Source organism: Microcystis panniformis FACHB-1757 (assembly GCF_001264245.1).
Taxonomy (GTDB): Bacteria; Cyanobacteriota; Cyanobacteriia; order Cyanobacteriales; family Microcystaceae; genus Microcystis; species Microcystis panniformis.
The window spans coordinates 2,988,944-3,014,342 of sequence record NZ_CP011339.1 but is presented as its reverse complement, the minus strand read 5'-3'; the positions used below and the strand labels follow the sequence as shown (position 1 = coordinate 3,014,342).

Sequence of the window (25,399 nt, the reverse complement as noted above, 5' to 3'; positions counted from 1 at the left end):
GTATAGGAGATGGACATGATGGTATCTGGAATTTATTTCGTGAGCTCGGAGAGAAACAGGAAAGAATTGAAATATTGGATTGGTATCATTTAATCGAAAACCTCTATAAAGTTGGCGGGTCATTCCAGGGAATTGAGGAGGTAAAATGTTTTCTTGAGGAAGGGGGACGTGGACGCCGCTATCTCTTGTTGTGAAGGATGGTCAGAGCCGCAAGTTGAGAATTTTATTACTTATTTAAACAAGCATAAACATCGAATTGTCAATTATGGTTATTTGCAGGCAGAGGGGATTTCCATTGGCTCTGGCTCCGTCGAATCAAAAATTAAACAAATTGCTTCAAGGGGTGACAGAGGGGCTACAAGCTAGATAGAGCGGGGGGTCTAGCCAAACGACCCCCTAAAGAAATAGAGTGGTTAGGACAACCACTCAAAATTTTAAAATGTTACCTTCATTCTATCAGGCTTGTTTACAGGCGAACCTTAGCGAGGCGAGCTATTTGACCTTACAGCTCCTAATCCTGCTCTTACAAAGTCATCGGATAGTCCAACTAGAGAAACTGGCCGCTCTTTTCCCGCAACCGATAACCTTTGAAAGTAGAAGACGGAATTTGCAGAGATTTCTTAAGCTCCCGCAACTAAACGTGAAACTCTTGTGGTTTCCTTTGATCAAACAGATCGTCAAGCTAGAATTTAGCGGAAAAAATAAAAATCGAGAGCCAAGAAGAAGGCTCAAAAAACTGAAACACGCGGGAAGATTATTAGTCGTCATAGATAGAACCGATTGGAAGGGTAGAAATTTATTCGTCGCCAGTGTGATTTGTGGTCGGAGAGCTTTGCCCGTATATTGGGTGTTACTGAATAAAAAAGGAAGTAGCGCTCTCGGGGAACCGAAAAAATTCCTCAAGCCAGTCTTAGGGTTGTTGAAACCCTATCCGCTCGTCGTAATGGGAGACCGTGAATTTCAGTCAGCGCAATTAGGGAAGTGGCTTGACGACAGAGGTGTAGCTTTTATCTTCCGTCAAAAGAAAAGTACCTACACGCGATTGAAAGATGGAGAAAACTATCAAGCCCTTTCCGAGTTAGAACCGAACCGGGGCGAGCGAAACTTCTTTCGGGGAGTGACCCACACGAAAAGCCATGAGATCGAGGGGTTCAACCTAGCAACTTATGGGAAAAGAGGTTATCGAACTAAAGGGTCTAAAGAGCCTTGGTATTTATTGACCAACCTAGAATCTTTAGAGATAACTCTCAAGTTATATAAATCTCGATTCGGGATTGAAGCGATGTTCAAAGATTGTCAAACGGGAGGATATAATCTTGAAAAAACGAAAGTGAGCGAGCCTCGCTTTCTCGCCTTAATTTTATTAATCGCTATCGCTTACTCTTTGAATACAACCCGTGGTCAAAATCTCAAGAAATCGGGAACTCGCGATTATATTTGTCGCTCCAAAGAAGCGAAACGCGGTCCGGAAAGACATAGCGATTTTTGGATAGGTACTTATGGGAGCTTCTGGATCGAGTCGATGGACGCGTACTCGGAACTCGCCTTTTCTTTGATCCGCCTCAAGCCAGGAAAACACCCCGATTTTTCTAGGGGTCTAACGGCTATGCGCCTTATCCAGCAAGCCTTTTAGTCGCCTTGTCACCCCTTGAAACAAATTGCTCATCGTCTCAAAATTACTGGTGCAAGTTGGGAATCTGGTAATGTACCGCAAGTCCTTCGTCATCGCTGTGCTTATCTAAATGGTTGCCTTTTTTAACTTTTTTATTGATTCATTGGTTCTTCGTTACTTGGTATGGTTCGATAGGGGGGCATAAATCGACTAAATCCTTATCTGGCAAGAGACTTAATTGATTAGTTCGCTCTAGAAAAAAACAATTAACAAAAATCGCTAAATGCCTTTCTATATAAGGGTTCCATCCCTTATAACTCCCGTCCATTGCATAAGTAGTCGTGCAAAATAAATTTCCTAGTGAAGAAAGGCAAAGGGCAAGAGGCAAGAGGCAAAGGGGGGGTTAGATATGTGTAATTAATTTTGCCTAGGTACTTAACACAAACCGAAGAGCCATCTCATTAAGCATTTCTACTTATTGCAAAGGTGAGATGCTCCCCTTTGATCTGCTCCGCGCCAACCTGTTCAACGCGATCGCCCTTAGCTTTTTGCTTGATTTCTGCTTCTATGCGACCTGCCGGGCTCTTCTCGACTTTGTGTGATAATTTTTGCTTATGGAACCCTGAAGTGCTTATTGGGCAAAACTTTTAGGACTATTTTGCGGAAGAAACTATCGGTATAGACCTCGTTTCCACACAGAAACCAGAAGAGCCCCTGCCGTAACATCTCTTAAACCAACTTGGGTGATTTCCCCTGCTTGAATTGCTTGTCCTAAAATCTGTAACTCCTCAGCAAAAAGGGAGTCTTCATCTAAAATCACATCTAAATTTTTAGTCAAAGTTGCGATCGCTGTACTATCACCACTTTCAACCTTAGCCAATGCTTCATCAACTTTAGAAGATTTTCCTGTTAAGCGAGTTTTGATTTTTTCCCATAAAACAGGAATCTTAGCCAAAGCTTCAGCCGTAAACCGTTTCGCTAAATCCCCCGTCCCAGACTTCACAAACTCTTGTACTGCTAAGGTGATCAGTAAACCTGCTGTTAATGGCTCAGTCATTTTTAAATTTTCCTCTAATAGTAATTCAAATTGGGTTTGAGACTCTCAACGTTTGGAGAAAAATAAAATCTCTAAATTTTAAATCTCTCCACTCTCATGGCTCTCTTGGATTTGGTAGGTAAAATGTATTCTAAGATATATTTCTCCTAGCAAGGGAGTGGAAGGAACCACAAAGACACAAAGGACACAAAGATCGCTCATAAGTAGCTGGTTATAATTAAATTAAAAATGGATTTTAGGTTCGATCCCCCCTGCCCCCCTTGATAAGTAGGGTTGATTCATTTAAATTAAGTATAGCTAATTTTGAGTCAATAAATTTGACTGAAGATTCTCAATTTTATCTTTCTCTAACCAAAAGAGTTAGTCACAATAACTAATATTTAATCTTCTGCCAATATTTATTATGAATAAATTGATAAAGCTTGTTCCCAAGCCACTAAAAGCCTATCTCTCTTCAAATTTTCTGAGAGTACATCCTGTTAATTTAGCTAATTTTTCTGCTTCTTACGTCGATAAAACTATCAGTTTTTCCCAACGTTCAGCTAACCACCTCTGTCCCTCCGTTATTGAGAGAAAACCCAAACCTCTGAAAAGATTCAATCCTATGGTTGTGAGAATTGACCAATTGCTGGCCGCTTGAAAATCACTAATTTCGCTTTTATCTTCCTCAAAAATTACATCTTTTACCCAATGTAACTGATTTTCTATTTTCCAGTGTCCTCGAATAATTTTAGCAAATACTTCGGCGGATTCGGTTAGGCTACTGATATAGTAAGCTGTTTCTTCATAGGTTTTATCCCCGCGACTACCCCTTCTTTCTACTTTAATAACTCTTCGCAGATTTTCAAACCCTTTTCTTTCATTTTTCCTCACTTTAAAAACTTCTATTTTTCTTGATATTTTTCGTCCATGACTATTATCTTGTTCAAGAAAAAAACTTTCTGGCTTTGAGGAATTACTCAGGTCTTGTATTCGCTGATAAAGATTTTTCTGATTTCCTTTAACGGTGATAACATAGTCATTTTTAGTCTTGGCTATTAAGCTGATTGTTTTCTTCTGACAGTGTAAAGCATCCCCAGTAAAAACTTTATTTTGGAGAGAGCAATCCTCAATTATAGCTTGCCCTTCGTCGATTTCAGACCCTTTTTTGTTTTCGATTCTTTTTAAGTGTAATACCAAGCCACTTTCTTGACTAAACAATGAGATAAACATGATAAAATTTTGTTGTTCATTGTTAGGATTCTTTAGGGTGTTTTTGAGACTTTTTCCATCTATGCCTAGCCAATTTATATCATCTCTTTGTCCATATTCTTGTAATGCCCATTCATTAAACATTTTTAACAAAATCTGACCATCAACTCCCATCATTACCCTTCTAATTGTTGAATAGGATGGGACTCTTTCTGGAATTATGTTAAATTCTTTACTCAGCCTGTGCCGATTATTTTTAGCAAACTCTCCTAGTTCTCTATAACCTGAGTATCCTAGCATTGTTCCTAGTATTATTACTACTAATACTATCCATAAAGGGTGTCTTTTTCCTTTATCTTTCCGAAAGTCCTTGACTTGTTTTAGTTTTTCTATTAAGCTCAACATATATTTAAAAAGTTGCCGGTCACTTCTCATTTTACCTGATATTGATCGCTTTTACTTTTGATATTCTGATGGGAGAATGAAACAGCCCTACCTTGATAAGGGGGGTGCCGATAGGCGGGGGGATCTGACAACTTTTAACGCCTACCTACTTATGTAAGTTAAACTGATCACACAGAACCTATAAGATTTCGAGAAAAAGCTAAACCTACCAAACCTGGGGCGTAAACTCCGCATCATTTAAAATTATTACATTTTCCCCTGATTGCACCAACACAAATAAACCCTGACGACAAGCGTAACTCGCCACCTCATTGGGAACAATCATCGCTGCCACCGCTCCCAAAGCCTTTACATCTCGAAAACGAGGCATTAACCGCTTAAACTTGGCCAAACGTTGTAAATGCTCATCCACATCCCTTTGAGTTAACTTACTTTTGACCTCCACTAAAATGGCATCGGTATCATTCACTACTAATAGATCAATTTCTAAACCTTCATTATCCCGTTTTACCGAAATACCAGGGTGAAACTCATGGACATCAATACCCCGCTCCTGAAACAGACGCACCACCGCAGGACGCACTTGCCACTCGACAAATTCTCCTAAACGATTGCCCAACTCCCCAATCTGCTGACTAACTCTGTTAATTTGCTTATCTGTTTCTTTTTGAGCTTGGGATAACTCTTGTTGAGATTGGGATAACTCTTGTTGGGATTGAGCTAATTCCTTTAGTATTGCCCGAATGTCTTCAATAGTGGCTGTCATAGTGAATTTCTCTCAAGCTAAAGTGATGTAGCCGATACTCAAGGGATTTACTATAATTTTAGCGTTGATTATTGGCGGGAATGGAATCGGCTCTCTTGGATTTGGTGGGTAAAATGTATTCTAAGATACATTCTTCCTAGCGAAGGGGTGGAACGAAAGCTAAACCTACCAAACCTGGGGCGTAAACTCCGCATCATTTAAAATTATTACATTTTCCCCTGATTGCACCAACACAAATAAACCCTGACGACAAGCGTAACTCGCCACCTCATTGGGAACAATCATCGCTGCCACCGCTCCCAAAGCCTTTACATCTCGAAAACGAGGCATTAACCGCTTAAACTTGGCCAAACGTTGTAAATGCTCATCCACATCCCTTTGAGTTAACTTACTTTTGACCTCCACTAAAATGGCATCGGTATCATTCACTACTAATAGATCAATTTCTAAACCTTCATTATCCCGTTTTACCGAAATACCAGGGTGAAACTCATGGACATCAATACCCCGCTCCTGAAACAGACGCACCACCGCAGGACGCACTTGCCACTCGACAAATTCTCCTAAACGATTGCCCAACTCCCCAATCTGCTGACTAACTCTGTTAATTTGCTTATCTGTTTCTTTTTGAGCTTGGGATAACTCTTGTTGAGATTGGGATAACTCTTGTTGGGATTGAGCTAATTCCTTTAGTATTGCCCGAATGTCTTCAATAGTGGCTGTCATAGTGAATTTCTCTCAAGCTAAAGTGATGTAGCCGATACTCAAGGGATTTACTATAATTTTAGCGTTGATTATTGGCGGGAATGGAATCGGCTCTCTTGGATTTGGTGGGTAAAATGTATTCTAAGATACATTCTTCCTAGCGAAGGGGTGGAACGAAAGCTAAACCTACCAAACCTGGGGCGTAAACTCCGCATCATTTAAAATTATTACATTTTCCCCTGATTGCACCAACACAAATAAACCCTGACGACAAGCGTAACTCGCCACCTCATTGGGAACAATCATCGCTGCTACCGCTCCCAAAGCCTTTACATCTCGAAAACGAGGCATTAACCGCTTAAACTTGGCCAAACGTTGTAAATGCTCATCCACATCCCTTTGAGTTAACTTACTTTTGACCTCCACTAAAATGGCATCGGTATCATTCACTACTAATAGATCAATTTCTAAACCTTCATTATCCCGTTTTACCGAAATACCAGGGTGAAACTCATGGACATCAATACCCCGCTCCTGAAACAGACGCACCACCGCAGGACGCACTTGCCACTCGACAAATTCTCCTAAACGATTGCCCAACTCCCCAATCTGCTGACTAACCCTGTTAATTTGTTTATCCGTTTCCTTGATTTGTTTATCCGTTTCCTTGATTTGTTTATCTGTTTCTTTTTGAGCTTGGGATAACTCTTGTTGAGCTTGGGATAACTCTTGTTGGGATTGGGATAACTCTTGTTGGGATTGGGATAACTCTTGTTGGGATTGGGATAACTCTTGTTGGGATTGGGCCAATTCCTTTAGTATTTCCCAAATGTCTTCAATAGTAGCTGTCATAATGAATTTCTCTCAAGTTAAAGTGATGTAGCCGATACTCAAGGGATTTAGTATAATTTTAGCGTTGATTATTGGCGGGAATGGAATCGGCTCTCTTGGATTTGGTGGGTAAAATGTATTCCAAGATAAATTTCTCCTAGCAAGGGAGTAGAAGGAACCACAAAGACACAAAGGACACAAAGATCGCTCATAATGTAAGTTAAACTGATCACACAGAACCTATAAGATTTCGAGAAAAAGCTAAACCTACCAAACCCGGGGCGTAAACTCCGCATCATTTAAAATTATTACATTTTCCCCTGACTGCACCAACACAAATAAACCCTGACGACAAGCGTAACTCGCCACCTCATTGGGAACAATCATCGCTGCTACCGCTCCCAAAGCCTTTACATCTCGAAAACGAGGCATTAACCGCTTAAACTTAGCCAAACGTTGTAAATGCTCGTCCACATCCCTTTGAGTTAACTTACTTTTGACCTCCACTAAAATGGCATCGGTATCATTTACTACCAATAGATCAATCTCTAAACCCTCATTATCCCGTTTTACCGAAATACCAGGGTGAAACTCATGCACATCAATGCCCCGCTCCTGAAACAGACGCACCACCGCAGGACGTACTTGCCACTCGACAAACTCTCCTAAACGATTGCCCAACTCCCCAATCTGCTTACTAACTCTGTTAATTTGCTTATCTGTTTCCTTGATTTGTTTATCTGTTTCTTTTTGAGCTTGGGATAACTCTTTTTGAGCTTGGGATAACTCTTGTTGAGCTTGGGATAACTCTTGTTGGGATTGGGATAACTCTTGTTGGGATTGGGCCAATTCCTTTAGTATTTCCCGAATGTCTTCAATAGTAGCTGTCATAATGAATTTTCTCAAGTGAAAATGAAATTTGCTCTATTATAGCCCGATCGCTTTTTCTCCCTTGAAGTAACCGTTCAGGGGGTAGGGTTGATTCATGAATCAACCCTACAATGAATCAACCCTAGTTCAGGGGGGGACAAAATCTAGTAATCTAAAAAGACTTAGAAAAGAGCGGCTAATGTGAAATAGTAGTATCCATCTCTGTGCTGCCCCAGGAGAGTCCTTCCACTGAGTCAATGCCACTGGCGGCTTGACATCCCCCCCCTGAACGGTTACAATGAGACTATACGCCTTATGTAAGTTAGAAGCTGGAATGGTGTAAACTCGTTCGATAGATTATCTCTCTAGTCGGAGTGTTGGACTCAAACACTTGATCCCTAATTAGGTTGTTTTAGGTCACATCAAGTTTGCTACTTTATTAGGTTTCTTACAGGAAATTTTAAAGGTTTGAGCCTTCGGTAAGTCTTTCGAGGTAGCCTAGTTATATTATGTCAAAAATAGCTTGAGCGATTTTTTCAGGGGATTTTCCTAGTCTAAAGTAATATCCTCTGGGTGTTTATCATGTTACAAATTAAGTGATTTTTACTCATTACAATGGCAAAAATCAAGCCGAATCTATGTCTGATCAGAATCATCAGCATCCAGATATGGGTGCGAAGAAAACAACGCAGGCTAGGATAGAACATCAGAATGATAATCAAATAAAAACGGGAATTGATCCTAAAATTGATTCGGAAAAACCGTTTAAATATTCGGAGCCAACAGGAAGATTAGGGGAGATAATGCTGCGCTTAATGCCGGTGGGTCTTTTGCTCGGAGGACTGAGTTATTGGGCGATAGTTGGCAAGATTCCGACTCCTGTTCAAGGACGAGCGGTCATTTTGATTCCTCGTTCTATTGTTAATATCGAACCCCGTCAAGGTGGGCGGGTGTTAACCCTCCTGATTCAACCGGGAGATTCTGTCAAAAAAGGGCAATTACTGGCAACTTTAGAGTTTCCTGAATTAGAAACAGAATTAAAAGATAAAAAGGATAGGTTAGCAGATCTCAAGCAGCAGGATAAAAGAGTGGACTCTGTTGAAGTGAGTCGTCGCCAATTGAATGCAGCCTCAGTAGAGCGCCAGCAAAAGGCCAATCAGCTTCAGATTAAAGCACTTCAAGTTCAATTATCCAGTAATCAAAAACAGCGAGAGGCTTATCTCTCCCATGCTCGATACCTTAAAAATTTCCAGAACTCAACGGATGAAAGACTAGCCGCCTACGATAAACTTATCGAAGAGGGGGCTGTCGCCAAGCTAGATTTTCCCTCCTATTTATTTCAGTTCAATAATCTAGAGGCTTCTAATAGTATCAATCGCGTCCAAATAGAACTCGATCGCCTGAAGGGGGTTGATGAAAGCCTGCGAGCGCAGATGAACGCATTGACGGCCCAGAATAATATACTAAACACAGAAAAACGGCAAATAGACCTGCAAGATACAGCCAGTGATATTCTTCGTTACAATGCGATCGCTGACCAGCAACGAGAGATTAATACGTTAAAAACCACTATTCAAGCCAACAAAAATGTAGTGAGTCTGTACAACGGCCAGATTTTAGACTTATCTGTGAATCCGGGGGAAGTCCTGGCTCCGGGGGGCGCATAGGTACATTAGAAGTCTCCAATCTAAAGGCCAAGACCAACGTGGTGGCATTGTTTAAGAGTGGTGATGCCAAACGATTAGAACCAGGCCAGGAAGTAGAAGTCGTTCCCGATCTCTATGATCGCGAACGCTATGGGGGTATCGTCGCTAAGGTCGTTTCCGTCGATCAGCAGCCGGTAACTGTGGCAGAACTGGCAAATATAGTCGGAAGTAATGAACTCGCCAGCAAGCTGTTTCTGGGTAGAGATGAAGACGATCGCGATAAGCCTATACCCGTCAATGCAAGTGTTATCAAAGCGACTTTAGCGCTGAAGGTCGATCGCAATACACCGAGTGGTTTTTACTGGACTCAAGCCAAGGGAGCGCCCCAAAGAATCACCAACGGGACTACCGCAGATGTCCATGCTGTGGTGGAAGAGCGTTCTTTAGTGAGTTACATAACCCCTGCTTTTCGCTGGATTACAGGGGTTTACGACCGTTAACCACAATCTTGCGAGCGTAAGTAGCTGAAAGAAACAACGACTAGAATAAACGGTTAAACCTAATATGGAAAATCCGAAAAGACGTTCTCAATGGTGGACTTGGTGGTTTAAGTGGTGGATTATCGCCGCAGCGTTTGTCTTAGTAATCCTGATCCATAGTGAGCCTCCTCAGCTTTGGTTTTGGTTGGTGACGTTTTTGGCACTAATTTTATATGGGATTGAGCGAGCGATTAATGGGTAACAATGAGTAAGTCGAAAAAGGATATAGAGATACCTTGGACAGTAAAAACGGGCTAATGATCAGACAGGGATTGAAATTTTCCCTGGGTGCTGCTCTCTTAACGAGTTTCTTTTGGCACCGAGGAAATGTATTAGACAACTTTGTCTATCCCGTCTTTGGGTATGTATCTGTACTGATTGAGCCATCCATGGGAGGTGCGATCGCCGCAGGTTTGGGGCGTTTGGGGGGAAGTGCTTTGGGGGAATCATTGCCGCTATCCTGGTGAACGCCTACGGAATCCAAGGCTCAAGTTTTTTTGTCATTCCCTCTCTTACCTACATTTTAGCCGCCCTGATCTGTGAAACTTACCGATGGCAAGCCGCTTATTCCCAAGCCACACTACTGGGCGCTTTAATTGCCATGAGAGTGGTAGGAACATCAGCACAACAAAATATCTGGCTCTATTTGCGATCGCGCCTGATCGATAACTGGATCGGAATCGCTGTGGGAATTGCTGTGGCCTTACTATTTTGGCCCCAGAATACTCGATCCGATCTCAACCGAAACTTGATGGGAATCCTTCAAGATATACCGCACTTGTTCCAAAAAATCCTCGATCGCTACCTAAAAACTGATGGCGACGAGCGGGATTATCCTCTTTCTATTGAGCAGAACGAGCTTAACTTACTCAATCAGATTAAAAAATCAACACAAACTAGCCTTTCAATGCTCACAAAAGCAACCAATGAATTCGGTAGTGAGATATTGGTGGCAGAAAATTGGAGTGAAATCTTGGCAATTCAGAACCAATTGACTCGACAATTAGCTGATCTGATGGCTTTTAAGGGCGAAAAGCATGAACAAAATTTAGTGCATCAGTTCAGGGATGAATTAAACCAATTGGCGACTCATCTTACCGACAGCTTTGATAGCTTGAGGGATCTGAGTAACGCCAAAAAAATCTTAGCTACCCCTTACCTGACAGAATTAGAAGAAGATTTAGCGAATATTGGGGGTAAACTTGATCATCTCCGAACAAGTGGAGAGATTGATCGGTATGATGTTCAAGAATCACTACAGTTTTATCAATTTATTCAACTTGTATCTCGATTTATCCAACAATGCGAGGGACTACGAGGCAGGATAATCGATAAAACGAAAGTAACTGCAACTTTCAGGCGAAAAAACCTGATTACCTTTCCCAAATGGGCTCCTATATCCCTAAAACGACTAAGAGAAATTGTCAGTCTTGGCGTGGTTATTGGTTTGTTACTGGCTATTATTCGTCACATTGAGTTTCCCTATCCTTCTGCTTACGAAAAAGTGGCAGATATTGTGATAATAGGTGCAGTGGTCACTGTCATTCAACCGACAAGGGGGCGAGCGATCGCGATCGGTTGGGCAGCCACTGTTTCCTTGAGTTTGACGATTCTCTGTATTTACCTGTTGGTCAAGTCCTTTGGTTATAATCCTTTTAGTAGCAGTCTGGCTTATTTTTTCGCCTACTTCAGTTGTGCTTGGCTGGGGTTTACGCCAATCGCTCGCATCGGTGCGATTGTAGCAGCCGATGCCATCGGGAAGGATATTTTTCCTTTTTTCGAGCAAGGAATTTGGGCTGCACTGATTTCAGTTCCCGTAGGTGCGTTTCTGGGGGTGTTGCTGACCACTGTATTTATGACAAAATCGGCTACAAACCAACTGGAAACAGATTTTTCTGTGACTTTTAAGAAAATGGGACAGCTATATCAAAAACTGCTGTCAGGCTATTTTCAGGATACGATACCACCGTCAGATATCGCCCAACTTAAGCAGGCAATCACAGTGGCGATCGCTCAACATCCAGCCTCGGTTAAGATTGCCAGTCTCGAACAAATTTCCACAGTTTTAGCAACCAAACACCAAAATTTTTGGAATTTCTCCATCGGCTACGAACAAAAACTCTCGGCTCAACTGGATGCTTTACAAGATGTGCTACAGCAACCGCTTCCTGAACCGATACGACAAAAGTTTTTACCTGAATTACAAGCGATCGCACAACAGACCGCGATCGCTTTTGATCAAATGGCTGAGGCGATCGCTGCCCAGGTAATTCTCAACCCACCAAAGTTAAGATTGCTCATCGAAGAAATTGAATCTCTTGAGAAGCAGTTACTGAGCTTGCGGGTGGAGAGTCGAAGTTATCCCTTAAATGAGCTAATCGCCTTTAGCTCGGCTTTTATGACGATGAAAGCCATTGCCAGCAACTTAAATCAAATGAGTCAAGACTTACCTGCCTACACCCAATAGGTAATAGGCAAATATTATCAGCCTGAAGGATTTCTGCTCTCAGGGCTGTATATTCAGTAGTGGATTGTTTCAGCTAATTTGGTGTATTAGAAAAATGCTAGAAATTCTATAATCTAAGACTTTAAGCCGAAATCTATTGCCCTATTTTAGCTGAAACAGTCCACTACAAGATCGGCGATCTGCTATGCAGTGCCTTCGGCATCGCACTTCTTAATGGGATCACAATGCTTTGATCTCAACGATGCCGCCCTCAACATTATCCACCTGCAATCGATAACCGTAGAGCATCGCCATTCCGAGCAACGGCTCTGTCTCTGATGCTGCGATATCAACCTCGCGATATTGCCCATCCCAAATGACTGTTGCAGTGTAAAAATCAAACAAGACTCCATGTATCATGAATTCTTCTTTAAGCTCCGCGAACCAAAGTGATACACGGCACGGTGTCCAATCCGAATTCCAAAAGGCTGGGCATCAGGGTTACGCTCAAATAGCCGATTGGTTGCAGCTACGACCGTTTCATCAACCTCAAAATCTCCGGTTTCGATGTCGATCGCGATAATTTTCCCCTCATTACCCGCTTCGACTTGCTGCCGAATGCCAGACTCGTAGAGTTCTTTCCCCCGACGAGCCATCTCCTCTTTGCTGTAACGCCTTTGCCGAACTGTCATAGCCTTGCCCCATTGACTGCCTTCTCCATTTTAACCTGAACGATCTCGCTCTTTTGAATTGATAGGGTGTGTTTGGCAATCACTTAATCTTGGCGATCGAATATGATGTAGCCTGTGTTAGCGTTAGCGTAACCCACGGATTTTGAACATTAGATAAGGTGCGTTCACTTCATTAACGCACCCTACCAGATCGGCGTGCTGCTACGCAGTGCCTTCGGCATCGCACTCTGTTATGAGTTGATTGATGTTGGGTTTCCTTGGGTCAATCCAACCTACGGGCGAGGCGATCTGCTACGCAGTGCCTTTGGCATCGCACTCATAATAGTTTACGAAATTCTGCGACTGTCAAACCAGCATCTTGAACAATTCCACCCATTGTAAATGCCTTAATTGGATTGTGCCTTGGAAGAGCAACTTGACGCACCCCATCACTCATGATGATATGTTTGCCTTGGCGAATGATCCGAAAGCCTACCTTCTCCAAGGCTCGTACTGCATCTAGGTGATTTACGCCAGGAATTCTAGGCATAGTTACACCTGCATTTCAATTTCACGAATTTCCCCATCTTGCAAGCGTTCTTCTAAGGCTGCAAGATGCTCACGAATTGCATCTTGGATATTGGTTAATGCCTCTTCCTCAGTATCTCCCTCGGACCAACAACCGGGGAGCGCAGGAACGCCAACAGTAATTCCTTCTTCAGAACGATAAAGGACAATTTTGTATTTCATCATAAGTTCCTTCTAGATAGCACTCCATTTTAGCTTGATAGAATTATGGATGTGGGATCAAATTGTAGCAACAGCGGAACCTCACAGCAAACTTGATATGGTTGGGTTTCCTTGCGTCAACCATTCGGCAAAAGCTCACGGCCGAAGCCCAACCTACAGGCTACTCTAGGCTATTTATTCCCCTAGAAACGAATCGCACCGTTACATTTCATTAACGCACCCTACAAGATCGGCGTGCTGCTACGCAGTGCCTTCGGCATCGCACTTAACCAACCAAATGACGGCGTTCCGGTGCAGCGACTTGTTATACGGCTTTTTTTGTGCAATGTGATCTAAAATAAGGGCATCTTACGACTAGGTGACAACAATAGAACTCTTGCAAATTAATTATATGTTATAATGATGGGTTAACTAATTTTCCCCAAAAAATTAGTTAATCAGTACATTCGTCCTGAATGAAAACTTGAAGTTTAACTTTTAACTCAAAACTCTTTAGAGCTGCTTTAATTTGGTTATCAAAACCTCTTTATTTAAGCGGCACAAACTATCTCAATTATAAAAATTGAGAATAAATTCTCCTTGACTTGATTAATCTTTAGGCAACTTTTAAGAAGCTGCTATACCTATCCCTAACTCACAGTTATAAATAGCCGCCAACAAGTTAACTCTTAAACTATATCTTCGACGACGATTCCGATATTTACAGGATAAGATTTTAAAGATTTTGAGTTTCCTATTTATATGTTCAATGATAATCCTTTCTTTGGTCAAAGCCTTGTTATACTCCTTTTCTAAGTCTGTTAATTTTCCATTTTTCGGTTTCTTTTTCGGTGTATAACTATTACTATGGTATGCAGCTATTCCCTGATAACCACTGTCTTCTATGCTGGTAGTTAAAGGATGAAAACGAACTCGACTTTTTTTAAATAAACTAAAATCATGACCTCTGCCTTTCCCACAAAAGACACAGATAATTTCCTCGGTATTTTGATCAGCTACTAATTGGGATTTTAAAGTATGATAACCTCTTTTACCTCCCAAAAAATCTTTCTGTTTCTTTTGGGGGCGTTCAATGGGAGTTTCCGTTACATCCATTACCGTTATGACCGGTATCTCTGCTTGATTGAGTAAAGCTTTTTTTCCTTTTAAACGGAAGTTTCCCGATTGTAAAAGCATTTTTTCCGTCTTATTTACAATCCGACATATAGTTGATTCTGATAGTTCCCAGCTTGTACCAATGTGAAAATATGTTCTATATTCTCGCCAATATTCTAACGTTACTAAAACTTGTTCTTCTATAGATAGTTTAGGTTTCGGTCCCCTTTTAGATGGTGAATTAGAGTCGGCTTCAACACTTTTTACTGATTCTACCATCTTTCTATATGTTTGTTTATACACACCGAAACGGCGTTTGAATTGTTCATCTGATAAGTTTTGATAATCCATAATTTTGCTAATAAACATAGCAAAATTATAGATGATTTCCTGACCTAAGATCACATTTTATTCTTTTTTCCACTTCAATCTAAGAATTGAGAAAAAAGCAAAACCCTCCATTATACCATAAAAAAATTATGCAAGAGGTCTAATGTATAAAATTTCTGTTAACCCTCAAATTCATTTTGGGAAGCCCTGCATAGAAGGGACGCGCATCACTGTGCAGAGTGTTCTTGAGTTGCTAAATGAGGGACTCTCTTTCAGTATAATTATTCAGGATTATTACCCTGATTTACAAATTGAAGACATTCGTGCTTGTCTGCAATATGCTATCGCTTTAGTAGCGGCTGAAGACATTAAACTCGTGTCGGCTTAATAATGAAATTTCTTCTCGATCAAGACGTTTACGCAATCACTGCGAGATTTCTAATTGATGCTGGACATGATGTGGTTCTTGTTACTCAGCACCGACCAACCTGATACGGTCGGTGTGCAACGGGATTGTTAGACCGTACCTCACAGATCGCTTATGATCAATTTATTCTCGCATATCTAGAAGTTTAAGCCATGTCACTCACTGAGTTAATTCTTCTGGTCAACAATCTGAGCCAGACAGACAAATTATCACTCTTCAAACTCCTAGCTGCACAAATCCCGGATGCTGAACTACAGGTTATCTTTTCCGCATCAGAGTATCCGATTTGGTCGCCCTACGATGCCACGGAAGCCGCCAATATTCTGATGCATATGATTCAGGATGACCGAGAGGCATCTACCCATGCCTAGTACAGTCGAATTTCCCCTTTCCGACGATGAAGCATTACCCACGATTCCCATCACTCTGAGTCATGCAGGCCTTTCTGTTTCTGCGAATGCCCTGCTGGATACCGGATCTACGGTCAATCTATTACCTTACGACATCGGGCCGCAATTGGGTGCAATTTGGGAGGAACAAACTGTCCGCTTGCCATTGGCCGGAAATCTTGCAAGGGTTGAAGCACGAGGGTTATTTGTGTATGTTCAAATTGGGAATTTGGAACCTGTTCGTCTAGCCTTTGCTTGGGCAAAAACCTCTCAGATACCCTTAATTCTTGGGCAAACGAACTTTTTTCGAGAATTTGATGTCTGTTTTCAACGATCGCGATGCACGATCGAAATTATCCGCTTCTAATAAGGGTCGATGTGTTTTGGGTGGGATCGCGCTTCTGGTTAGTGTTGATAGAGAAAAGCAATGCTGGGTTTCCTGCCGTCAACCCAGCCTTGTGTTATGCCCGATCGCTTTGGCAATCACTTAATCCTGGCGATCGATATGATGTAGCCTGTGTTAGCGTTAGCGTAACGCACGGATTTTGAACATTAGATAAGGTGCGTTAACGAAGTGAACGCACCCTACAAGATCAGCGATCGCACTGAACTGTTCCGGTGCATTGCAATTGTTAGACCTGCTCATGCATAACCTTTTCCCGTAGACTGCAACACCCAAAAAATAGTCATTTAGATTGATATCAACCAACCGAATTACCGCAATAGTAACTTTTACTAGCATAAGGGGCAGGTAAATATCCCTCTGCACGAGCAGAAATCGGCGTTGCTGAATTAAGCTATGAATCAGTAAGGAATAGGCACTTCTTGAAACTTCAGATAATGAATTAATAAACGAATAGAGTATCCTAACATTTCTGTAGACTTAGAATAGCAGAGTGTTTTGCGATGCAATCGGGCTAGATAATGTCTTAAACGTGTGTTCTCACCCTCTACTCTGGTCATATAAGTCTTACTAATTATATGGTCGCCCTCTGCTATAAAACATGGATAAACTGACCATCCATCACTCACATAAAAATAGCATCCCCAAGACTTAACTAATTCCCATAATGGGCGAAACGTTTCGCTACTATGATCTCCGATTACCCAACCTAAAATTCCTTTTTTAAAGTGGTCAACGGCTGTCCACACCCAGATTTTGTTTTTTTTGAGCCAACAAAGGTTTCCAATTCATCCAGTTCCCCTACTTCAGGAATTGTTTCTGGGTCATAGGCGACTGGCAATAATTCTCCCACAGATTTTACCCAATTAATTACGGTCGTATGATGAACTCCCTTTAGCCTTTCTATTCCTCTAAATCCCATCCCATTAACATAGGCAGTTAGGCATTCTCGCTTCGTTTTTTCGTCATAGCCTTTCTGTTTTTCATAGTTATCAATAAATTGACGGCCACAGGTTACACAAATATGATTTTGTTTACCTTGTTTATTGATGCCATTTTTACGGATATGGGTAGATTTACATTCAGGGCATTGCATTTTGATTTCCTCCATTCATATCTCTATTATGCAACGCCCAGAAATCTTTACTGTTAGTGAATGAAACATATCTGCCCCTTGAAGAGAATAATTTAAAGAGTTGCTATTCACTACTTGATGCAGAATTTGAGTAGTATCATCACGGAGAACGATAACATCATATTCAACTGCCTTATCTACAGATTTCCAAGAAATAGTCATTGCAGTATTTGTATACACCGGGTTAGGAGGGTTCCAACTAATACCTGTAACTTCGGGGAGATTAGATTGTGTATTTATTACTCTTTCAGAAAGGAAGGGGGCATTTAGGAAGTCTTGTTGTTCAGGAATCGAAGAAGTTACAATCGCCATTTGGATGGTAACGTCCGAATAACCAGGACCTGCATGGATAGATAATTGATCCGCAATATCCTTAACACGATTAAAAATTTCTTTGTTGGAGAGTATCTCTCTATTTGTCTCGATTTTCTTTAGCACCTGACTGAAGCATTTGCCAAGCAGTGAATATGGCATTGTTCCCGGAATTACAATATTTTTAAACTCCTCATTTACCCCAAAACTCATGACATTTGCCTTCCATTCAAGAGGTTGCCATACGTTTAGAAATCCTCCGCCATGACACGAGGAGGCAAAGACATAGGCTCTAACCCCCAACTGCAATTTCGCAAGCCGTGTTGTAAAATCCCTATCGCTCAAATTTGTATCTTCCAACACCATATATTCTGCTATTCCATCGGGTTCTTCTGTTGATTTTATTCGCGTGCCATGGGAGCTTATTGAAATCAGAACGGTATCACCAGATTCAGCCAATCTACTCAATTCATCGAGCTTTCCAAGAGTTCCAAGTTTTGTTGATTCTTCAAATCTTTGAACTTTTCTCCCTCTCAAAACAACCGAATTTGAGAAGAGTTTCCAAAAAAGCTCTTTATCTGCTTGCAGTTCGTCTGCCACTGGGTCATTTTGCACTGCATGCAGAACCTGAAGCACAAACACTTGAGGGGAACGAGTGGGCTTTGGAGGTTCTTTCGTGGGTGGAGAATTTTCCGTTGAGACCCTTTTATCCCCACTCGACAGTAACCATTGCTGTAGTGCTATTGACGTAACGCCAATGATAACTGTGCCGACACAAAATGTTACTGGATCCATAGTTTAGCCTCCGTAGGTATTGTGGAATTAAGTTCATTGAGAGGGAAGTTTCCGTCTTCTAAGAAATTAGATTTTGACTGAGTATATGCACTTATGGTTTTTTTCTAATTTCTTTCACCCTGAAGGTGCGTAGCGCTGTCGGTCGCTAACGGTGAAGTTGAGCCGCCGCAGTCAGGCTTTGACTTTTACAGATGACCCTTGATAAAGTCGGCTCCAATGCAGTGTTAGACATTTGGTAGCCTATCATATGATTCTGGCTCTACATCAGGAACTTTTGCTAAAATTGCTTCATACTTCAATCGACTCCCCTTTTTGGCTCTTTCGTTGAGGTAATTCTCAGTCATTAGAGCAGAGAGCTTTTCTGCGATCGCAGTAGATATAAATTGATCTATAGAAATTCCATCACGACTAGCAAGATCATACAGGCTTTTTTGTAATGAGTCAGGAATTTGAATTTGAACTATACTCATGGCAACTTTCCTATCAAGCGTAAAAACTCTGAAGGCTCCAGCACGTTTAACCCAAACTGCTCTATGCCTGCAAAGTCACGAGTGTTATATGTAATTATACTCTGACATCCTGCTTTGACTGCAAGCTCTAATACCATTTCATCTTTGGGGTCGCGCAGGAATGGTCGCCAAAGAAAGAAAATTTCATGCTGTACGCCTACTGCACAGTAGAAATCAATTAGGTCGTCAACCTCTTCACGACTCAGGCAAAGGTTTGGCAATTCCCGCAGTAAAACTTCTGTATATTCGAGTACCAGAGGCACTGACAAATGTATATCAAACTGCCCTGTATCGATGAGCGTGAGCAATTGAAATGCACTACCTCGCCTAGACCTCAACCCAGCAACAATGACGTTGGTATCAATAACCACTTGAGGTAATGGCATTTGGAACTAGACAACTATCACTATCAGTACAACTCAACTCTATCATCACAGGATAAAAATGAGGTGCGTTACATTTCATTAACGCACCCTACCAGATCGGCGATCGCACTTCCTAAACAAACTGGATTACAAGGAGATATGCCAACTGACTAGCAAGCCAGGAACTTGCTAGCCCAACACATATCGCAAAAATAAGTACAACCGCAACTCTTTCTACTTCCGTGTTCACTTCAGGGGCTGATGTCACAAAAGATGGAATGGCAAAGATCGCAGCCGGAATGAATCCCCCAACATCACAGTGCAACAGATTGCGATCGCCTGAAATACAACTACTGGTAAATCGTTCCTGTCGTAACCGCACAGAATAGCAAACAGACTCGCTCCAGCAACCGCACCGATATAACCATAGAATGGCAAAATTACAGGAACAAAGATAAATCCTGCGGCTTGTGATTCCATCCAGTCACGGTGAAAAAGCTGTAACCAGAAAATCCCAAACGGCACAATGCTGATCGTTCCAGTGATCGCTCCCACCAATACCATCAACAGCGACATGAGAGATTGACTGAACAGAAACGCGATCACTCCAGATGCAATCAGCGGTGTAACCACGAGTATAAGATATAGATAACTTAGCATCGCTTGATTCCATCGACTGACTACACCATTAAACGCTAACGAAATAGGATTCAACGTTGCTAAGGTTCAGGTTTGCCAAATCCAAGTCTTCGATAAAAAAGTAAAAGTTATTATCGATATCAAAAGGATGTTGAAGTTCTAGCAATAAGCGTCCTCTAAATCCCTCTATGGTTTCATCCACATAGGAGTGAAGTTCTGGATATCCACCCAGTTTATTGATCCGCCCATGCCTCAGCGTACACTCGTCCTCATAGTCTGAAATCCATTCAGTAAAGTCTTCCCCCAGTTCCGTCAACGCTTCGGGCATCTCAAACGATTCATCCAGTTGCCGACGAGCATTCCAGAACACGTCCCGCTGCACAGAAAAATTTAAGGCATAAACATCGTCGTACCATTCCAGAGAGCTAGCAGGTTCTGCTAAAAAGCTAAAGTCAGTGATTAAGTCATTTTTATCTTTAGAAACGTCGGGGTAATACAGAACGCGGTGTTGTTCAGGACTCAGCGTGCACATGGGGACATCTAAACCGATGTAAAATTGCAAAAGCCCCTGTCGTGGCAAGTTAAGACTTTCGATTACCGGCAGATCGGCGCAGTTGATCTGCATGAGAAACATCATCATCTCACCCGTTTCGGCATCGGTAGGATAGCTCGTGCCTTTCGGTAGGTAAGGATGACCGCCAATTTTACTTTGCCAAAGTTCTAACGGATCGCCACTCCAGTCGGCGGGGCCACGGAAGCTCGCAGAATTGAGATGTCCCGCGTCTGTCGCCGTGAATTTGATGTAAGGCACTAAGTTGGCTTCCAGAAACAATCGCAGCGGCTCAAACTGAGGCGGCAAATTTTCCAGAAACGCTGGCATATCGGTTATCTCCTGCGGTGGTAATGGGGGTTGCTCTATGGCAGGTGCAGTCTGCTCAAATACCTGCACTGACTGCACCTGCAAATTTTCAGGCGGATAAACAATATGAACGGTATTGATTTGAGTCAGAGGCAGGCAGTGGGCATACCGAGTTAGCACCCGGCCATTGAGGTAAACTACCAACTCTTGCTCAACCGCAATCTTGAGGGTAAAGGGCTGAGAAGAGACGAACTGGCGTTGCTGAATTAAGCTATGAATCAGTAAGGAATAGGCACTTCTTGAAACTTCAGATAATGAATTAATAAACGAATAGAGTATCCTAACATTTCTGTAGACTTAGAATAGCAGAGTGTTTTGCGATGCAATCGGGCTAGATAATGTCTTAAACGTGTGTTCTCACCCTCTACTCTGGTCATATAAGTCTTACTAATTATATGGTCGCCCTCTGCTATAAAACATGGATAAACTGACCATCCATCACTCACATAAAAATAGCATCCCCAAGACTTAACTAATTCCCATAATGGGCGAAACGTTTCGCTACTATGATCTCCGATTACCCAACCTAAAATTCCTTTTTTAAAGTGGTCAACGGCTGTCCACACCCAGATTTTGTTTTTTTTGAGCCAACAAAGGTTTCCAATTCATCCAGTTCCCCTACTTCAGGAATTGTTTCTGGGTCATAGGCGACTGGCAATAATTCTCCCACAGATTTTACCCAATTAATTACGGTCGTATGATGAACTCCCTTTAGCCTTTCTATTCCTCTAAATCCCATCCCATTAACATAGGCAGTTAGGCATTCTCGCTTCGTTTTTTCGTCATAGCCTTTCTGTTTTTCATAGTTATCAATAAATTGACGGCCACAGGTTACACAAATATGATTTTGTTTACCTTGTTTATTGATGCCATTTTTACGGATATGGGTAGATTTACATTCAGGGCATTGCATTTTGATTTCCTCCATTCATATCTCTATTATGCAACGCCCAAAATTTCTCCCCCTGCACCCCAAGCTCCAGCAACACAGGTATTTTGCACAATTCGCCCTTCAGAGGAACGCGCATCGAAGTGATAGGCGATATCTGAACCAGCATCCAGATTGATCGTGAACGTGGGGTAGTGGCAAATCGCTGTGATTTCAACAGCCACCAGCAGTTCCTGGAGTGGCACCCCTAGAAAAATGCGATCCTGATAGATGCCGAGTCGTAACTTAGCAAGGTCGAAACTTTGCTTTGCCATTGTTTTCTCTCCTTTTGACTTGACTGATGATCATTGGATGGACTCGGACAAAAAACGTTCGGTCAATCCTGATGAGTTGTGATTCATCTCTGGCATTAGAGCAAAATCATAGTGACCACCTCCTTTGCGAATCATTGGCTTCGCCTAACTATATATTATGCGGAAATTTTCCGTATATCACGCCAAATATGCATTTTTTAAAGAATCTTTCCATATATCATTCCAAATTCGAGTGATCGTAAGAAGTTTTCCGTATAACATTACAATAAGCGTGTTATGCCGATTAGCGTACTCTTTTATGAACCCTCCCCCACCTCGAAAACTCCTAGACGTAGTGCGTGAAACCATTCGCCTCAAACACTACTCCTACCGCACCGAACAAACATATCTGGACTGGATTAAGCGTTATCTGCTCTTCCATCAGAAAAAACATCCCCGTGAAATGGGGGGTGAAGAAATTAGAGCCTTTTTGACCCATCTTGCCGTTGATAAAAACGTTGCCGCCACCACCCAAAACCAAGCCCTCAACGCCATCCTTTTCCTTGATCGAGAAGTTCTTAAAATTGAACTGGAAAATATCAGTACATATTTACGGGCAAAAGGTCACAAACGCCTACCCACCGTCCTCACCAAAGAAGAAGTGCAAAACGTCATGAAGCACCTCAGTGGCGTAGAGCATCTTATCGTTCAACTCCTTTATGGTAGCGGGTTGAGATTGGCTGAAGCCCTCAATTTGCGCGTCAAGGATGTAGATTTTGCCCAAAATCAACTGATTATCCGCGATACCAAAGGCAAGGAAGACCGCGTAACCCCCCTACCCCAACGCATTCAAGCCTCTCTCAAAGAACATCTCCAAACTGTACAACGCCTACATCGACAAGACCTAGACAGAGGTTACGGCTCTGTTTATTTGCCCTCTGCCCTGGCTCACAAATATCCAACGGCTGACCGTGAATGGATTTGGCAATATATTTTCCCCTCCTACACTCTATCCCAAGACCCGCGTTCCGGCGAAACTCGCCGCCATCATCTCCACGAAAGCACCATCCAAAAAGCTCTCAAACAAGCCGTTCAGCTATCTGGCGTGCCTAAGCGAGTCAGTTGCCATACCTTTCGCCATAGTTTCGCTACCCATTTACTGCAAAATGGCTATGATATTCGCACGGTGCAGGAATTGTTAGGTCATAAAGATGTGAGGACGACGATGATTTATACCCACGTTTTAGCCAGAGGTGGCAGAGGTGTGAGAAGTCCCCTTGATGATTGACTGATTGGTAATGACAGATAGTCTATAATTTACATAATAAACCAGGGAATTATTAAATTCTGACTGCTACCGTTATCGATATTGGAACCTTAATTATTAGTAGCTAAAAATGGCTGATGATTTTGATGTTTTACCCGATGATATTATTAACAGTTTTGAAAGAGAGTAATTTTAAAATATTTACTAGATACTCATATTTTGCTTTGGTGGTTAGATAATAATAAAACTCTGAGTAAGTCAGCAAGACAAATAATTTCTAATTCAGAAAATGCTATTTTTGTTAGATAGTAGGTGCAGTGGTCACTGTCATTCAACCGACACGGGGTCGAGCGAGCCTCGGTTAAGATTGCCGGTCTCGAACAAATTTTCACAGTTTTAGCAACCAAATGAATTACCAGCGGTCGCAACGCGCTCGCTACGCGAGACCGCATAACAAACTGCGATCGCTGCCTAGGTAATTCTCAACCCACCAAAGTTAGGATTGCTCATCCAAGAAATTGAATCTCTTGAGAAGCAGTTACTGAGCTTGCGGGTTGAGAGTCGAAGTTATCCCTTAAATGAGCTAATCGCCTTTAGCTCGGCTTTTATGACGATGAAAGCCATTGCCAGCAACTTAAATCAAATGAGTCAAGACTTACCTGCCTACACCCAATAGGGGCTAAATCCCTTCTTTTCTAGCTAAAAGGACGGGACAATTGACATTAACCCGCACATAATCCGAGAGGGAAGTACCGAGAAGGCGATCGAGATCCGGTAAACTCTTAGCCACGGAAGGACGGCGATCGGGCGAACCCAACAGTAAGAGATCCACATTATAATCATCGACGAGTTTGCAGAGTTGTTCTCCCGGTTTACCCCCCGTCACCACGCAGCGATAGGGTATATTCATCCGTTTTACTTTTGCCACTGCTGGCCCTAAAATCGGGTTTTCTTCCATTTCTTTGGCGGAAGTGGGGGCAAATTCCGGTTTTAAGTCGGGGTTGACGCGGGCCAGAATTAACTCTGCTGAAGGATAATCCCGCAGGAGATAAATAGCCAGATCGAGAGCTAAATCAGCCGAACTAGACTTATCGAGAGCTACCATCACCTTTTTGATTTTTTTGACGTAAATATCGTCTTTTACCAATAACATCGGGTGATTAGTCAGTTGAAAGACGTATTGACTGACGGAATTTTCTAGAATTGCCTCCAGTCGCTTCAGTCCTCGGGAACCCATCAGGATCAAATCGGCCCCGATTTCGTCGGCAACTTGACAGACGGTATCTTTGGGATCTCCTTGGCGCAGAATAGTGGAAACTTTGCTGGGTTCAATTTTGACTTCTTGCAGGATTTTAGTCAGCATTTGGGTTCCCTCTTCCCATTTACTGGCCAGAGCTTCGGTGGTAATCTGAGGGGGAACAACCCGGAGAATGGTAATCGACGCTTTCCGGATAGCCGGGAGATCCATCAACGCTTGTAGCATTTCTTGGGTTTGACCTGCGCCGGAATCAGCGTATAGTATTTTCTCTAGCATAAGATTAAACTCGGTCTATGATCTTAATAGTTTTCGCTAATTTTCAGCATACTGCTAATGTTGTTCTCGAAATTTAACAACTTATTAAGCGCTTTTTCTTAGCTTCATGCGATGCCGAAGGCACTGCGTAGCAGCTCGCATTTGAGGATGTTTTAAGTATTTATGCTTAATTGACTAGAAATACTTGGCTCAAAATCATCGGATCAAGCGTTCATTTGTATTATATTTTGGTTGCAATGCTGGCGCTCTCTTTTAATCACAGCTAAATCGACCATTTAATTGATGATTAAGTAGGTAGGTGTTAAAAGTTGTCAGACACCCCCCTTATCAAGGGGGGCAGGGGGGATCGGCACCCCCCTTATCGAAAATTTGGGTTAAAACCCCGTCCTTTTAGGACGGCTTTAAGCTACAATGGAAAAAGCGATAACCAAGCTAAAAACTGGCTCTTCTGGTTTCTGTGTGGAAACGAGGTCTATACTGATGGTTTCTTCGTCAAAATAGCCCTAAAAGTCTTGCCCGATAAGCATTTCACAATTCCATAAGCAAAAATTATCACACAAAGTCGAGAAGAGCCAAAAACTGAACCTTGACAACAGATAGTAGGGGGTT

The 25,399-nt window shown here is 42.1% G+C and carries 30 protein-coding genes and 3 pseudogenes; 13 read left to right on the top strand and 20 right to left on the bottom strand.

Going from position 1 to position 25,399, the window contains the following annotated elements:
• Positions 1 to 2: 2 nt before the first annotated feature.
• The 3 genes and pseudogenes from VL20_RS14520 to VL20_RS28875 all read left to right on the top strand — a co-directional run.
• Positions 3 to 342: pseudogene (locus VL20_RS14520) on the top strand (ISKra4 family transposase); the annotation flags it as partial.
• A gap of 97 nt (positions 343 to 439) precedes the next feature.
• On the top strand, positions 440 to 1,633 hold the full coding sequence (locus VL20_RS14515) for an IS4 family transposase (RefSeq protein ID WP_052276899.1): 1,194 nt from the start codon (positions 440 to 442) through the stop codon (positions 1,631 to 1,633).
• Between the two features lie 15 nt (positions 1,634 to 1,648).
• Positions 1,649 to 1,759, top strand: a pseudogene (locus VL20_RS28875) (ISKra4 family transposase); the annotation flags it as partial.
• Between the two features lie 523 nt (positions 1,760 to 2,282).
• Here VL20_RS28875 and VL20_RS14510 read toward each other — a convergent pair.
• The 6 genes from VL20_RS14510 to VL20_RS14485 form a co-directional block, all read right to left on the bottom strand.
• Positions 2,283 to 2,669: a hypothetical protein gene (locus tag VL20_RS14510; RefSeq protein ID WP_284525795.1), complete on the bottom strand. Its 387-nt coding sequence runs from the start codon at positions 2,667 to 2,669 to the stop codon at positions 2,283 to 2,285.
• A 504-nt stretch (positions 2,670 to 3,173) separates the two neighbouring features.
• Entirely contained in the window at positions 3,174 to 4,265 is a 1,092-nt protein-coding gene (locus VL20_RS14505) for an ISAs1 family transposase (protein WP_128575373.1), read from the bottom strand.
• 205 nt (positions 4,266 to 4,470) lie between these two features.
• Positions 4,471 to 5,031, bottom strand: a complete 561-nt coding sequence (locus tag VL20_RS14500; RefSeq protein ID WP_052276898.1) for a DUF3782 domain-containing protein — start codon at positions 5,029 to 5,031, stop codon at positions 4,471 to 4,473.
• A 165-nt stretch (positions 5,032 to 5,196) separates the two neighbouring features.
• Positions 5,197 to 5,757 (bottom strand): DUF3782 domain-containing protein, encoded by a 561-nt coding sequence (locus VL20_RS14495; RefSeq protein WP_052276898.1) that lies wholly within the window; start codon positions 5,755 to 5,757, stop codon positions 5,197 to 5,199.
• A 165-nt stretch (positions 5,758 to 5,922) separates the two neighbouring features.
• Positions 5,923 to 6,588, bottom strand: coding sequence for a DUF3782 domain-containing protein (locus VL20_RS14490; protein WP_052276897.1), 666 nt, complete (start codon positions 6,586 to 6,588; stop codon positions 5,923 to 5,925).
• 246 nt (positions 6,589 to 6,834) lie between these two features.
• Positions 6,835 to 7,458 carry a DUF3782 domain-containing protein gene (locus tag VL20_RS14485; RefSeq protein WP_052276896.1) on the bottom strand — a complete coding sequence of 208 codons (624 nt, stop codon included), beginning with the start codon at positions 7,456 to 7,458 and terminating at the stop codon, positions 6,835 to 6,837.
• A 617-nt stretch (positions 7,459 to 8,075) separates the two neighbouring features.
• Between VL20_RS14485 and VL20_RS14480 the strand changes: the two genes are divergently transcribed.
• The 5 genes from VL20_RS14480 to VL20_RS14470 all read left to right on the top strand — a co-directional run bounded on the left by VL20_RS14480 (position 8,076) and on the right by VL20_RS14470 (position 12,089).
• Positions 8,076 to 9,104 (top strand): biotin/lipoyl-binding protein, encoded by a 1,029-nt coding sequence (locus tag VL20_RS14480; RefSeq protein ID WP_284525794.1) that lies wholly within the window; start codon positions 8,076 to 8,078, stop codon positions 9,102 to 9,104.
• Between the two features lie 38 nt (positions 9,105 to 9,142).
• The gene (locus VL20_RS32735; protein WP_284525793.1) at positions 9,143 to 9,583 is read left to right on the top strand and encodes a hypothetical protein; all 441 of its coding nucleotides are present in this window, start codon (positions 9,143 to 9,145) and stop codon (positions 9,581 to 9,583) included.
• A 64-nt stretch (positions 9,584 to 9,647) separates the two neighbouring features.
• On the top strand, positions 9,648 to 9,824 hold the full coding sequence (locus tag VL20_RS31770) for a hypothetical protein (protein WP_002735384.1): 177 nt from the start codon (positions 9,648 to 9,650) through the stop codon (positions 9,822 to 9,824).
• A 34-nt stretch (positions 9,825 to 9,858) separates the two neighbouring features.
• Entirely contained in the window at positions 9,859 to 10,089 is a 231-nt protein-coding gene (locus tag VL20_RS14475) for a hypothetical protein (RefSeq protein WP_158499351.1), read from the top strand.
• A complete protein-coding gene (locus tag VL20_RS14470; protein WP_052276894.1) occupies positions 10,086 to 12,089 on the top strand; it encodes an aromatic acid exporter family protein in 2,004 nt (667 codons plus the stop codon). Before VL20_RS14475 ends, VL20_RS14470 begins: the two co-directional genes overlap by 4 nt.
• A gap of 219 nt (positions 12,090 to 12,308) precedes the next feature.
• On the opposite strand, the pseudogene VL20_RS14465 reads toward VL20_RS14470, so the two are convergent.
• The 5 genes and pseudogenes from VL20_RS14465 to VL20_RS14445 form a co-directional block, all read right to left on the bottom strand.
• Positions 12,309 to 12,476: pseudogene (locus VL20_RS14465) on the bottom strand (clan AA aspartic protease); the annotation flags it as partial.
• Positions 12,477 to 12,484: 8 nt separating this feature from the next.
• A complete protein-coding gene (locus VL20_RS14460) occupies positions 12,485 to 12,760 on the bottom strand; it encodes a hypothetical protein (protein WP_002776327.1) in 276 nt (91 codons plus the stop codon).
• Between the two features lie 316 nt (positions 12,761 to 13,076).
• On the bottom strand, positions 13,077 to 13,289 hold the full coding sequence (locus VL20_RS14455; protein WP_002763902.1) for a type II toxin-antitoxin system HicA family toxin: 213 nt from the start codon (positions 13,287 to 13,289) through the stop codon (positions 13,077 to 13,079).
• A gap of 2 nt (positions 13,290 to 13,291) precedes the next feature.
• Entirely contained in the window at positions 13,292 to 13,489 is a 198-nt protein-coding gene (locus tag VL20_RS14450) for a type II toxin-antitoxin system HicB family antitoxin (RefSeq protein ID WP_043995943.1), read from the bottom strand.
• 606 nt (positions 13,490 to 14,095) lie between these two features.
• Positions 14,096 to 14,953: an IS5 family transposase gene (locus VL20_RS14445; RefSeq protein WP_052278476.1), complete on the bottom strand. Its 858-nt coding sequence runs from the start codon at positions 14,951 to 14,953 to the stop codon at positions 14,096 to 14,098.
• Positions 14,954 to 15,077: 124 nt separating this feature from the next.
• Between VL20_RS14445 and VL20_RS14440 the strand changes: the two genes are divergently transcribed.
• From VL20_RS14440 to VL20_RS14430, 3 genes are all read left to right on the top strand, one after another.
• Positions 15,078 to 15,302 carry a DUF433 domain-containing protein gene (locus VL20_RS14440; RefSeq protein WP_002753441.1) on the top strand — a complete coding sequence of 75 codons (225 nt, stop codon included), beginning with the start codon at positions 15,078 to 15,080 and terminating at the stop codon, positions 15,300 to 15,302.
• Between the two features lie 191 nt (positions 15,303 to 15,493).
• Positions 15,494 to 15,712 carry a hypothetical protein gene (locus VL20_RS14435; protein WP_002753442.1) on the top strand — a complete coding sequence of 73 codons (219 nt, stop codon included), beginning with the start codon at positions 15,494 to 15,496 and terminating at the stop codon, positions 15,710 to 15,712.
• Positions 15,705 to 16,097 carry a pepsin/retropepsin-like aspartic protease family protein gene (locus VL20_RS14430; protein ID WP_002753443.1) on the top strand — a complete coding sequence of 131 codons (393 nt, stop codon included), beginning with the start codon at positions 15,705 to 15,707 and terminating at the stop codon, positions 16,095 to 16,097. The genes VL20_RS14435 and VL20_RS14430 overlap by 8 nt, the downstream gene beginning before the upstream one ends.
• A gap of 437 nt (positions 16,098 to 16,534) precedes the next feature.
• Here the strand turns inward: VL20_RS14430 and VL20_RS28870 are convergent.
• The 8 genes from VL20_RS28870 to VL20_RS14390 form a co-directional block, all read right to left on the bottom strand.
• A protein-coding gene (locus VL20_RS28870) for an IS1 family transposase (RefSeq protein ID WP_128575271.1) occupies positions 16,535 to 17,229 on the bottom strand; the annotation gives its coding sequence in 2 pieces (ribosomal slippage) (positions 16,535 to 16,887 and positions 16,887 to 17,229; 696 coding nt in all).
• Between the two features lie 15 nt (positions 17,230 to 17,244).
• Positions 17,245 to 18,375, bottom strand: a complete 1,131-nt coding sequence (locus VL20_RS14420; protein ID WP_052276893.1) for a caspase family protein — start codon at positions 18,373 to 18,375, stop codon at positions 17,245 to 17,247.
• 224 nt (positions 18,376 to 18,599) lie between these two features.
• Entirely contained in the window at positions 18,600 to 18,845 is a 246-nt protein-coding gene (locus VL20_RS14415; protein ID WP_052276892.1) for a hypothetical protein, read from the bottom strand.
• Positions 18,842 to 19,270: a putative toxin-antitoxin system toxin component, PIN family gene (locus VL20_RS14410; RefSeq protein WP_079209789.1), complete on the bottom strand. Its 429-nt coding sequence runs from the start codon at positions 19,268 to 19,270 to the stop codon at positions 18,842 to 18,844. Before VL20_RS14410 ends, VL20_RS14415 begins: the two co-directional genes overlap by 4 nt.
• A gap of 243 nt (positions 19,271 to 19,513) precedes the next feature.
• Positions 19,514 to 19,882, bottom strand: coding sequence for a hypothetical protein (locus tag VL20_RS14405; protein ID WP_128575221.1), 369 nt, complete (start codon positions 19,880 to 19,882; stop codon positions 19,514 to 19,516).
• 55 nt (positions 19,883 to 19,937) lie between these two features.
• Positions 19,938 to 20,951, bottom strand: a complete 1,014-nt coding sequence (locus tag VL20_RS28865) for a YwqG family protein (RefSeq protein ID WP_284525792.1) — start codon at positions 20,949 to 20,951, stop codon at positions 19,938 to 19,940.
• A gap of 74 nt (positions 20,952 to 21,025) precedes the next feature.
• Positions 21,026 to 21,720, bottom strand: a protein-coding gene (locus VL20_RS28860) for an IS1 family transposase (RefSeq protein ID WP_128575271.1) whose coding sequence is annotated in 2 segments (ribosomal slippage) — positions 21,026 to 21,378 and positions 21,378 to 21,720 — 696 coding nt in all. Because the reading frame shifts where the segments join, the coding sequence is not laid out codon by codon here.
• Positions 21,721 to 21,746: 26 nt separating this feature from the next.
• Complete coding sequence (locus VL20_RS14390; protein WP_052276890.1) at positions 21,747 to 22,010, bottom strand: hypothetical protein; 264 nt, start codon at positions 22,008 to 22,010, stop codon at positions 21,747 to 21,749.
• Positions 22,011 to 22,308: 298 nt separating this feature from the next.
• Here VL20_RS14390 and VL20_RS14385 point away from each other — a divergent pair, with 298 nt between their 5' ends.
• Complete coding sequence (locus tag VL20_RS14385; protein ID WP_052276889.1) at positions 22,309 to 23,277, top strand: integron integrase; 969 nt, start codon at positions 22,309 to 22,311, stop codon at positions 23,275 to 23,277.
• A 481-nt stretch (positions 23,278 to 23,758) separates the two neighbouring features.
• A complete protein-coding gene (locus tag VL20_RS31765; protein ID WP_167341548.1) occupies positions 23,759 to 23,932 on the top strand; it encodes a hypothetical protein in 174 nt (57 codons plus the stop codon).
• 3 nt (positions 23,933 to 23,935) lie between these two features.
• Here the strand turns inward: VL20_RS31765 and VL20_RS14380 are convergent, their stop codons facing one another.
• Complete coding sequence (locus VL20_RS14380; protein WP_052276888.1) at positions 23,936 to 24,790, bottom strand: universal stress protein; 855 nt, start codon at positions 24,788 to 24,790, stop codon at positions 23,936 to 23,938.
• Between the last annotated feature and the right edge of the window lie 609 nt (positions 24,791 to 25,399).